Here is a 10,000-nt window from a genome sequence, read left to right on the forward strand (position 1 = left end):
CCATTATGCCCGCCATTACCGCCACCGGTTTTAAATTTTATTCTACCTGTTTCTAAATCAATATCATCATGAATAACAAAGATTTTTGCGGGGTGGATATTATAATATGTTTTCACCGATATCACTGACTTACCTGATAAATTCATATAGGTGGTGGGCTTTATAAAAATTATCTTTTGTCCATCACTAATAGTTTCAGCAATTTCACAATTGAATTTTTTCTTTGTACTAAATGATGAATTATATTGGTTTGCTATTTTCTCTATAGCAATAAAGCCGACATTATGTCTCGTATATTGATACTCTTTTCCTGGATTACCAAGACCAATAACAAGAATCATAATAATTTACCTAATAAATAGTAATGGAAAATTTTTGAAGAAATATTGATTTGCAAGAAGTACAGAATAATGTCATTCTTAGCTCAGCATTATTGCGTGGATCGAAAAACCTACTCGATGTCATACCGTGGCTTGACCACGGTATCCAGAAAAAAATTAACAAAGACTGGATACCGCTACAAGCTCGCAGTATGACAATTAAAGATTACCGGATTCCTGCTTCTAGCTAGGAATGGCATAAAACGAGCCAAACAACAACGCCTACGAATCCTCGCAATAACGATTTAAGTATCTAAGCAAGTCCTTATCGTGAGAATTATCTTACTTCCCTGCTTCAGCGGCTTGTTGTTCCCCTTCAGCTTCAGTTTTTGCTCCTCTACGTCCTATAATAGTTGCAAGGACAAATTCTTTTTTTGTAACAAAACTACATCCTTTCGGTAATTCTATTTTTGATGATTTTAGCGAAGTAGCCATAGGCATATTAGTAACATCTATAGTGACGTTTCTTGGGATATTATTAACATCACATAATAAAGTAACTCTTCTTTTTACTATATTAAAGTATCCACCTCTTTTAACGCCTAAAGCTCTTTCTTTCCCTTCATATACTACAGGTACTTCCATTTTTTGGGTTTTCTCTTCTAAAAAGACAAAATCAACATGGCGTACTATATCCGTAACAGGATGTAATTCTACAGCCTTCGGCAATACTTTATATTTTTTTTTATCAATTGTTAAATTAATTAACTGAGAGATAAAAGCCGGCTTTCTATAATATTTAGTTATTTCCTTTTCTTCCAAAGAAATACTAACAGGTGTTTTACCCGCTCCATAAATAATAGCCGGAACACGCCCTGCTCTTCTTAATGCTCTTGCTGCTCCCGTACCGAATTCCGTGCGGGATTTCGCTTCAAGTTCTAATATTTCACTCATTATTACTCCATATTAACTTATAATAAATCTTCATTATCATACTTAAGTACAATTAAAAATTCAAGTAAATTAATTTTTGACTAGAATATAGGAATAATATATTCCTTAGTTAAAATTCTTTAATTTATTGGATAAAGAAATTTAGTTCTAACCGAAATTATTTTGTAAGGAAATTATGAAACAGATACAATCTAAGCGTATTGCAAATCCCTCAAACTGTGAAGAAGAAATTGCTGCCAAGGATATAAATAAGGATTTTCTCCTTGAATCTATTATGTACTCTTCTGACGCTGACTATATTGGGAGTGACAGCGAGAGTGAAGATAGTGAAGATGACGATTCTTATGCATCAATACTCTTGTTAAAAATTAAAGAACCGGAATGCAAAATTCACTTAGATATGTGCTACCAGCAAATGTTAGAGAACAAGCAGAAAATGCAGAAGTTTCCAATTTAGACAATGAAAAGCAGGTAATTACATGTAGCACAACTCTAACAATTCTATACCGAAAGTGCAATTGAATCTATGATAACATCAACATCAAAAAGCAACATAGATGCTGACAAAATTATCTTACCTTTCCCTTCTGTAGAACAACAAAGACAATTAGGGAAATTATATCGTTCTGAAAGTGATGGAGCCGGTGAAAATATAATTAAAATTTTTAAAGAGCGTTACTCTTCTAATTCTGACAATGGTAACGTTGGAATAGTAATATTATTAGGTGATGAAAAGGGGTCATACGGCAACCTAAATCTATGGGATATTTAAAAATTTATGAGTTTGCAGAGATAATCTAGCACCGCTTTCTAATGCTAATTTTACTGCTAACTCATTATTTTCGCCATTAAGTCTTTGGTCGTTTTGATCCATAGGTTGAATAAAAACTGGTATATTATAAGAGGTTTGCCCTACTTCCGGTATGAGACTATATTCTAAAATATTTTTAGCAACGATAAATTTCACCGCACTAATTTTAGGCAATAAATCTTCTCTTATTTTACTATAACCGGTTTTACCTGCCTTCGGCGAACAAATTATAGACACTTCTTTCGGCAAAGAACGATATAACGTACCGTTAGTCTCTATTTGAACTTTAACATCTCGGTCTAATAACTTCTGACATAATAACTCTATAGGTTGACGCATCGGCTCACCGCCGGTTATTACTACTAAATTAATCGATTTTTCATTTTTAGAATTTAATGCCAGGCTTTCTACTTTATTCAAAATCTTATCTATATCTACTAAATCAAAATCTTCAAACTCCGTATCACAAAAATTACAAGCAAGATTACATCCTCCAAGCCTAATAAAGATCGCAGGACAACCTACAAAACTGCCCTCCCCTTGTATAGTCTTAAAAATAGACTGTACCTCTAACTTAGTACCGTCACCGTTTAATATGCTTCTTTTAGGATTTTGTCCAAACATTTTTAAATTATTATCGATTGATTAAAAACATTATAGTACATTTTTATAAAAAAATCTTGCAATAACTAATAAAAAAAACTATTATCTAGGTTTCATCGGTAATATGGCTTTGGTATGCCTAATGTTTTACCGTTTAAACCTAGAAATACCAATTATAAGGAACAATATGCCTAAATTAAAAACAAAATCTGCCGTAAAAAAACGTTTTAAACTTACTGCTAACGGCAAGGTTATTGCATCTCAAGCAGGTAAAAAACATTTTATGCGTCGTCGTACTAAAGCTCAAATTCGTAACCTTAGAGGAACTATAATACTTTGTCCTCAAGACGGATATAATATTAAAAAATATTTTTTACCGTACGGTATAAATTAATTAACTAGGAGCTAAAGCAATGACACGTGCAAAATCAGGAAAAATTTCTAAAAATCGACATAAAAAAATTCTTAAATTAGCCAAAGGCTATAGAGGTAGAGCAAATAGCTGTTTTAGAGTAGCTATTGAAAAAGTAGAAAAAGCCCTCCAATATGCTTATAGAGATCGTAGAAACCGTAAACGTGATTTTAGAGGCTTATGGATTCAAAGAATAAATGCAGCAGTAAGAGAACATGGGCTTGTTTACTCTCAACTTATGGGAGCTCTTAAAAAAGCAGAAATCGATATAGATCGTAAAGTACTTGCAGAACTTGCCGTCAATAACAGTGACGGATTCGTAAGTATCGTAGAAAAAGCAAAAGCACATATTTAAGTATTTAATGTCATCCCGTGGTCAAGCCACGGGATGACATATTTATAATAATTAATTTTTATTTTCGTTCGGTATAAATATTATGAAACGTACATTTCAACCTAGTAATTTAGTTAGAAAAAGAAGACATGGTTTTAGATCTAGAATGGCTACTCCAACCGGAAGAGCAATCTTAAGAAAACGTCGTGCTAAAGGTAGACATAAATTATCTGCTTAAAATAATCTGACTTATCAAATTGTCTATTATCTCTTTAAAAAATCAAAAAGAATTTGAGCTTATAAATAAGCTTGGAAAGAAGCTCCATGGGAGATATTTTATTTTGATAATCGCTACAAAACTTCCAAAAATCTTCCTTGAATCAAAATATAACACCTTTTTAGGAATCAAAGTTAGCAGAAAGCTAAATAAAAAAGCTGTAGTTCGCAACAAAATTAAAAGGCGTATACGACATCTAATTAGAATTATTGTTAGTGATTCTAGCTTTAAGGCTATAAAATTTGCAATGATTATTATTCCGAGAAAAGGATTTGAAGAAATAAACTTCTCACACTTGAATTATGAATTAAGTAAAGTAATTCTAAGAAATATTTAGATTTTATTAGACCTCTTCGGAAACTCGCTTATAGAGAGGAATTTGAAGGAGACACGGAACGCAGAACCGCAGCGTACAAAAGAGTACGTGAGGATTCGAGTACCGGATCGACGTACAAATTACCTCTAGAAGTAGAGTTTCCGAAGAGGTCTATTGAATGACTTGGTATTACTCGCGTGACTTAGTTTTGCCGTCATTGCGAGGAAAAATTGAAAATTTTGACGAAGCAATCCAGTAAAAAATTCTGATTTACAGATTTTTTACTATTTTTTATAGATTGCCACGCTCCTTGCAGTCGCTGCGTTGTTGCATGGCCCGTTTTATGTCATGCCCGCGAAAGCGGGAATGACATCGAGTAGGTTTTTCGAGCCATGCAACAACGCCTTTAGTCGCTCGCAATGACGACTTGGATATTCATGCAAGCAAACCTTCCACGGGAATAATATTGAATTTTATTACTTATACTCCCTCTGTCCCTTCTCCTAATGCCGGTACTTCTTCTACTACAGTAAGTGTTGTATCTATAGTATTTTCTTCAGACGTAATAGTATTTATAGTAGAATTATAATATTTTTTTACTAATTTGATAACGTCTAAATTATGCGTCTTTTCTGCCGTATAAATATTATAGCTACTTACCTCTATAGTAGGATGCTCAAGTACAGCTTTTAGAATAGCTACATCACCTTTCGCTATAGCTTGATTAAGATTATATAATTCTATTTTTGTAGTACTATGCTCAAGTACAGCTTTTAGAATAGCTACATCACCTTTCGCTATAGCCTTATCAAGATTATATGATTCTATTTTTGTAGTACTATGCTCAAGTACAGCTTTTAGAATAGCTACATCACCTTTCGCTATAGCCTTATCAAGATTATATGATTCTATTTTTGTAGTACTATGCTCAAGTACAGCTTTTAGAATAGCTACGTCACCTTTCGCTATAGCTTGATTAAGATTATAGGAATTTACTTTAGTATTACCATAATTAAGTAAACAAATTAATAGTTCAGAATTCCCTTGCTCTATAGCGTGCCCTACACTAGTATCAGTGTATAATCCTTTCTGATTTAACATAGTCTCTATCTTGCTTAGAGAAAATTTATTAAAATTATATGTTTCTAAGGTTAAAGCTCTACTAAATACCCTGATTAAGTCAGCGTATGTTAATTCTTTCGGCTTTGTTTCTATATTTAAGTTAAATATTTCAGGATATAATTCATGATATTCCGAATGAATATTTTTATAAAATTTTACAAAAGCTTTATATTCTTTATGTAGAAAAGCCGGCAACTCCGCTATGCTTTTCATATTTTTAATTTTATTAGCACTTAAAGAAAAACTATAAATTTGATCGTCTAATTTATAGCTTATACTAAAATCTGACGCTACTAGTAAATGAAAATTATCTCTTATATATTCAATCAATAAAGAGTCATTTTTTGTTCTAGCATCGTAATTATTTTGAGCGAATTGTATAATATTTGCATCGCTGGCCTTATTATAAGTGCATAACACCATATTGCCCTGTATCCAATCTAAATGATGTTGAGCGGCTCCTGAATGACAAGAAAATATATGAACAATATTACATTGATTTGCAGTGGTATTATTTTGTATTTTATTAAGCAGTGTAATATCTAACACAGAAGTTGTACCTTCATCAGAAAATATACTCATTGATAAGTAAGAAGGCTCAGGCATAAAATATGATTTAATTTTTCCCCATAAACCTAAATGAGTAGGTTTATAGAAACACTCTGATCCATGTGCATTTATAAAATATTCACTACCTGTACCTGAAGGTAAGTCAGCTAAGGTTTTTATTTCCTTGATATCAGGATTTTCATTTTTCATACTTATATCCGGGCCTTTAAGCAATATTTTTTGCATATTTATATCCTTATATAATTAACTTAATTACCATATTCTATGGGTTACCACATAATATGGTAATTTTTTACAAAAGTCAAGATAGAGTTGGTATTTTATTAATAGCTGTTAAGTTTTTAATAAGAAAAAATCATATAAAGCTATATAGTATTTATAAAAATTTAGAGTTGATAATTACAGATAATAGCATTGAAAATAAGGCTATAAAGTAACCGGCAAAAAAGGGATAAGATTTAAAAAAATCTTATCCCTAGTTGCGAATAAAAATAGAGTTTAGAAAGAACTTGCAATATTATTTATTAAATCTCCGGATCAGTATTTCCCAATATTGTTGTATCTGAATTACTATCCGTATTTTCTTCCATAAAATTTAAATTGAGTGCAATAGTATTATTTAAAAGACTTTCAGAAGTTATTCCTTTGTGAATTACTGATTGACAATTATTTATATTTTCTATTATACCTTTTGAAACAATATTTGACCCTAATGTACCCTCACCAGATATATTTAAAGTACTGCATGATACTAGATTTAGTGTACCAACGATATTCAAAGACCTTCCTGCTTCTATAATTACGGTAGTATCAGAATTGAATAAGATATTACTAAGAATCACATTTGATGCTATAATAAGTTTAAGAGTATTCAGAGTCTAAATGAATATCTAAGCAATCTTCAACCTTTATTTCTTTTAAATAATTTTCTTATGCCTCTTTTGACATCTCAAGTAACTCATTTTTAGAAATAGTCATTTTTTCTGTTAATTTATATAAATTTCTATCTTTTAAGAGATCTAATAAAAATTTTTACTAGGTAACAACTACAATAGTTCCTTATAAGTTATGGTATCGGAACACCATTTTATTAACTTCCAATTTTCAAAAAAGAATTTTTTATCATTTTCTTCTGTTAGTGTTCTATAGAATTTTATCCGCTCATCATTTACCGTAAAATCATCAGCTAACTTTTTACGCGTTTCTTCTAACCTACCTAATATTGCTAAATCAAAAAAATCATTACTGTTATGTATGTGATCATTATTAAAAGTAAGGGTTGTACTATTTCCTGCTATTAACTCACATAACTTATCTAACTCATGACCAACTACGTAATCAATATCTTTAAAACTAAGTTGCTTTTGTTTAAGTAATTTTTAAATATTTTCATTAAGAAGATAAGTTGTTTTTGTATCGTTTATTGCTCCAAGTTCATTTATGCCTTTGTGCTGATCATCTTCATAATAATTACGAGCAATTTCAAATAATTTTGTTACTGCATTTGCACTAGCCATATCATTATAACTAGCTAATGTATTTAATAATTCATGATTTGAAATAATAGCTTTCATTTCTTCTGCACTTAATATTTTCTCCTTCACTAAAAAATGATCTTCCATCTTTTCTATTGATGATTTAGCTCTTACCGCTTGTACCCTTGCCCCTAATTGTTTATAACTATCTATACTGTCCTTATCTTGTTTTGCTCTAATTCATTACTCTTATTCCACTCACAAGCCTTTTTTTCTTCATTTTCAGGTTGATCGTTTTTAATACGCTCTATTTTTGTATCTATTTCTACAATTTTCTCTTCTATAGATATACTTGATTTTTTATATATTTCTGCAAAAAATTCATCCTCTATTGTATAATTTTTATCTTTAATATATTTCCTAAATTCTGATTTTAATCTAAAGAATTCTTGCATGACTCCAGAATTTTTAATAATCTCAGGCAATTCAAAATTATTTAAATCACCTTGGATATATTGAAAATTTTCTTTTTGCTTTTTATAGTCAAATAAAAATTCTGCTTTTATATACTTTTACATACTCTTCAATAGCATCAATAACGCTTACTACAAAACTTGTCTTTTCTACTTCAAAATCTAATTCGCTCATATTTAAATCCTAATTATTATTAAATTGAAATTTAAGAAATTTTAACTTTTGGTAATATAATAATTAATTAAGATAGTGTCAATGTCATATTGTCAATTCAATGAGATTTGCATAAAAGGAGCAAGGCGCGAAGCCTATAACTAATAGGAAAGCGACGCGTAATGATGTAGGTGAGTCCAAATCAATTGACTATAAAATACAGTCGTTGATTTTTATGCAAAATTCTATCGAACTATTCTCAATAAAAACTTACAACCACTTCCGTTTCTTAAAATATTTATAGGTAATAATTGTAGATAATAGCATTAAGAATAAGGCTATAGGATAACCATACGGTGATTTAAGCTCAGGCATTACGGTAAAATTCATGCCGTAAATACTAGCTATTAAAGTGGGTGGGAGAAAAAATATAGTAACCAACGAGAAAATTTTAATAATATTATTTTGTTCAATTGCAATCATACCGAGTGCTGCGTCTAGGGTTCTTGCAATCTCGCTAGATATAAATTGTGAAAAATTAATTATTGAGTCTACGTCTCGAAGCAATGTATCTAATAGATCCTTAGATGCTTTATTGTGAGTTATTTGTGGAGATTTTAAAATATATTGAATAGCCATAGTTAAAGAAAATAAACACTCACGGCTTTTAGAAAGTAAATCACCTTTTCGACCTATTTTCTTTAATACATTGGTATGATCTATACGCAAATCATTAATATTATTATCAAGTATTAAACGTCCATAATCATCAATATCCATACTAATCGACTGTACAATATTTGATAATCTTGTTACCATATTACGAAGTAACATAAATAAAATATTTTCTGCATTATGTTTGTTATTAAGCTGCTTAGCAAATTTATTTATACAGTCATTAAAGGGTATTAATTCTACGTAACGAACTGTTATAAGACAACATTTATGCAAAATAAATACTATAGAATGTGTTTCAGGAAATTCTTGCTCTTTATTAACGAGTTCCGTAATAGTTAGATATAACGCCTCATTTTCAACATATAACCTCTCAGAAATCTCAATTTGCGATATGTCCTTTAAAGTTGGTATTTCTATATTTAATGTATTTTTTACTATTACTTTTTCTTCATCTGTTATATTGAACAAATCAATCCATAATGTGGATTCATTAATAATATATTCTTCATTTTTTACTATAGAATTATTTTCCTTTAAATATGTAGTTATCATATAATCTCAAATATGTTTTTGTAGAGATTAACAAACTTCACTCTTTAAAGCAACTTAAAGCTTTTATTCTCGTAGATGATTCCTATTATTAAACTTCTTGCATAACCTATCTTAGAAAGAGGGACTTGAAAGAAAGACGGAAGCACTTGCAACCGCAGCGTACACGCAAGTAACGTGAGGATACAAGTACCGGATTGACGTACAAATCGCCTTTAGAAGGAGGTTATGCAAGGAGTCCATTTTCTAAATAACAAATAATATACAATATAAAACCATCCAAAAAATCCATGAATAATAGCCCATAATATTGATTTATTCACATTAAATGACATTACTATTGCAAGTATTGTTCCAAGAGCAATACCACCATATCCTAAGTAATTCATATATTTTATCCTTAATATTTTTTAATATTATTGTAGGGTATTTATTATATTTTATTAAGATACTTTATGAATTAAAAATAATTAATTTATATATTATTGCTTAAAAACTACTTTATGAGACTGTTAACAAAATAACTTTAATTGATAATTAAAGAAATTTTTTAGCGAAAATTAATAATATTTTTGAGAGGATATATCCTATTTCAAAAAAACCTTATAATTTATAGCTAAAAAGAGCAGAGAAGCCACAGACGAGGAACGGCAGCAGTTATGAAATGTTCGGTATTCGAGGGCTTACAAAGACATTGCTGCCAATTTTTTAAGTTCTGTCTGAATATATACGTTCCTTACAAAAGCAGAACTTTATATATTAATTATTTTTTTGCAGTAAGATTCCAAATTTTCTCTGCTTTACTTCCAAACCACCAAAAGCTTATTCCTAGAATTGTAAAAAACACTGCTTTATGAGTTGTATTCAAAAAATCTTGTATATAAATTAATAAATAAAAAAGTAACCCCGCAAGTTACCGCATTATCTTGTTTTGAACCGTGATAAATAGCTG

15 protein-coding genes and 3 pseudogenes (1 of these 18 cut by a window edge) are annotated in these 10,000 nt (G+C 30.1%); 9 read left to right on the plus strand and 9 right to left on the minus strand.

Going from position 1 to position 10,000, the window contains the following annotated elements; genetic code table 11:
* A partial coding sequence (pth, locus tag RGRA_RS0106020) for an aminoacyl-tRNA hydrolase (protein WP_024547363.1) occupies nucleotides 1–341 on the minus strand: 341 nt, incomplete at its 3' end.
* A 50-nt stretch (nucleotides 342–391) separates the two neighbouring features.
* Here pth and RGRA_RS14775 point away from each other — a divergent pair.
* The gene (locus RGRA_RS14775; protein WP_236609839.1) at nucleotides 392–571 is read left to right on the plus strand and encodes a hypothetical protein; all 180 of its coding nucleotides are present in this window, start codon (nucleotides 392–394) and stop codon (nucleotides 569–571) included.
* 91 nt (nucleotides 572–662) lie between these two features.
* On the opposite strand, the gene RGRA_RS0106025 is transcribed toward RGRA_RS14775, so the two are convergent.
* Complete coding sequence (locus RGRA_RS0106025; RefSeq protein WP_017442418.1) at nucleotides 663–1,274, minus strand: 50S ribosomal protein L25/general stress protein Ctc; 612 nt, start codon at nucleotides 1,272–1,274, stop codon at nucleotides 663–665.
* Between the two features lie 175 nt (nucleotides 1,275–1,449).
* On the opposite strand from RGRA_RS0106025, the gene RGRA_RS13750 reads away from it, so the two are divergent.
* Both RGRA_RS13750 and RGRA_RS0106035 read left to right on the plus strand, forming a co-directional pair.
* Nucleotides 1,450–1,731, plus strand: coding sequence for a hypothetical protein (locus tag RGRA_RS13750; RefSeq protein WP_017442419.1), 282 nt, complete (start codon nucleotides 1,450–1,452; stop codon nucleotides 1,729–1,731).
* A gap of 69 nt (nucleotides 1,732–1,800) precedes the next feature.
* The gene (locus RGRA_RS0106035; RefSeq protein WP_017442420.1) at nucleotides 1,801–2,046 is read left to right on the plus strand and encodes a hypothetical protein; all 246 of its coding nucleotides are present in this window, start codon (nucleotides 1,801–1,803) and stop codon (nucleotides 2,044–2,046) included.
* Here RGRA_RS0106035 and RGRA_RS0106040 read toward each other — a convergent pair.
* Nucleotides 2,032–2,709, minus strand: coding sequence for a 7-carboxy-7-deazaguanine synthase QueE (locus tag RGRA_RS0106040; protein WP_017442421.1), 678 nt, complete (start codon nucleotides 2,707–2,709; stop codon nucleotides 2,032–2,034). The two genes, RGRA_RS0106035 and RGRA_RS0106040, sit on opposite strands and share 15 nt — an antisense overlap.
* A gap of 166 nt (nucleotides 2,710–2,875) precedes the next feature.
* On the opposite strand from RGRA_RS0106040, the gene rpmI reads away from it, so the two are divergent.
* The 5 genes from rpmI to RGRA_RS10905 all read left to right on the plus strand — a co-directional run bounded on the left by rpmI (nucleotide 2,876) and on the right by RGRA_RS10905 (nucleotide 4,209).
* Nucleotides 2,876–3,082: a 50S ribosomal protein L35 gene (gene rpmI, locus RGRA_RS0106045; RefSeq protein ID WP_017442422.1), complete on the plus strand. Its 207-nt coding sequence runs from the start codon at nucleotides 2,876–2,878 to the stop codon at nucleotides 3,080–3,082.
* A 19-nt stretch (nucleotides 3,083–3,101) separates the two neighbouring features.
* Nucleotides 3,102–3,455, plus strand: a complete 354-nt coding sequence (rplT, locus tag RGRA_RS0106050; RefSeq protein WP_017442423.1) for a 50S ribosomal protein L20 — start codon at nucleotides 3,102–3,104, stop codon at nucleotides 3,453–3,455.
* A gap of 82 nt (nucleotides 3,456–3,537) precedes the next feature.
* The gene (gene rpmH / locus RGRA_RS0106055; protein WP_011270688.1) at nucleotides 3,538–3,672 is read left to right on the plus strand and encodes a 50S ribosomal protein L34; all 135 of its coding nucleotides are present in this window, start codon (nucleotides 3,538–3,540) and stop codon (nucleotides 3,670–3,672) included.
* A 19-nt stretch (nucleotides 3,673–3,691) separates the two neighbouring features.
* Complete coding sequence (gene rnpA / locus RGRA_RS0106060; protein WP_017442424.1) at nucleotides 3,692–4,048, plus strand: ribonuclease P protein component; 357 nt, start codon at nucleotides 3,692–3,694, stop codon at nucleotides 4,046–4,048.
* Between the two features lie 5 nt (nucleotides 4,049–4,053).
* A complete protein-coding gene (locus tag RGRA_RS10905; RefSeq protein ID WP_081427934.1) occupies nucleotides 4,054–4,209 on the plus strand; it encodes a palindromic element RPE1 domain-containing protein in 156 nt (51 codons plus the stop codon).
* A 298-nt stretch (nucleotides 4,210–4,507) separates the two neighbouring features.
* Here the strand turns inward: RGRA_RS10905 and RGRA_RS0106065 are convergent, their stop codons facing one another.
* From RGRA_RS0106065 to RGRA_RS14425, 4 genes and pseudogenes are all read right to left on the minus strand, one after another.
* Entirely contained in the window at nucleotides 4,508–5,944 is a 1,437-nt protein-coding gene (locus RGRA_RS0106065) for a hypothetical protein (protein ID WP_024547364.1), read from the minus strand.
* A gap of 413 nt (nucleotides 5,945–6,357) precedes the next feature.
* A pseudogene (locus RGRA_RS13760) lies at nucleotides 6,358–6,594 on the minus strand (hypothetical protein); the annotation flags it as partial.
* Nucleotides 6,595–7,098: 504 nt separating this feature from the next.
* Nucleotides 7,099–7,341, minus strand: coding sequence for a hypothetical protein (locus tag RGRA_RS0106080; RefSeq protein WP_024547366.1), 243 nt, complete (start codon nucleotides 7,339–7,341; stop codon nucleotides 7,099–7,101).
* 164 nt (nucleotides 7,342–7,505) lie between these two features.
* Nucleotides 7,506–7,842, minus strand: a pseudogene (locus RGRA_RS14425) (hypothetical protein); the annotation flags it as partial.
* Between the two features lie 115 nt (nucleotides 7,843–7,957).
* Between RGRA_RS14425 and RGRA_RS14430 the strand changes: the two are divergent.
* Nucleotides 7,958–8,039 (plus strand): annotated as a pseudogene (locus tag RGRA_RS14430) (palindromic element RPE2 domain-containing protein); the annotation flags it as partial.
* A 52-nt stretch (nucleotides 8,040–8,091) separates the two neighbouring features.
* On the opposite strand, the gene RGRA_RS0106090 reads toward RGRA_RS14430, so the two are convergent.
* Together RGRA_RS0106090 and RGRA_RS13770 are read right to left on the minus strand one after the other, a co-directional pair.
* Nucleotides 8,092–9,051, minus strand: coding sequence for a magnesium transporter CorA family protein (locus RGRA_RS0106090; RefSeq protein ID WP_017442428.1), 960 nt, complete (start codon nucleotides 9,049–9,051; stop codon nucleotides 8,092–8,094).
* Between the two features lie 848 nt (nucleotides 9,052–9,899).
* Nucleotides 9,900–10,000: the final stretch of a hypothetical protein gene (locus RGRA_RS13770; RefSeq protein ID WP_236609836.1), read on the minus strand. Its footprint extends 247 nt past the window's final position; 101 of the gene's 348 nt are visible here — the last part of the coding sequence; the start codon falls outside the window, past its right edge — the gene reads right to left on this strand; it ends in the stop codon at nucleotides 9,900–9,902.

This window comes from Rickettsia gravesii BWI-1 (assembly GCF_000485845.1).
GTDB classification, from domain to species: Bacteria; Pseudomonadota; Alphaproteobacteria; order Rickettsiales; family Rickettsiaceae; genus Rickettsia; species Rickettsia rickettsii.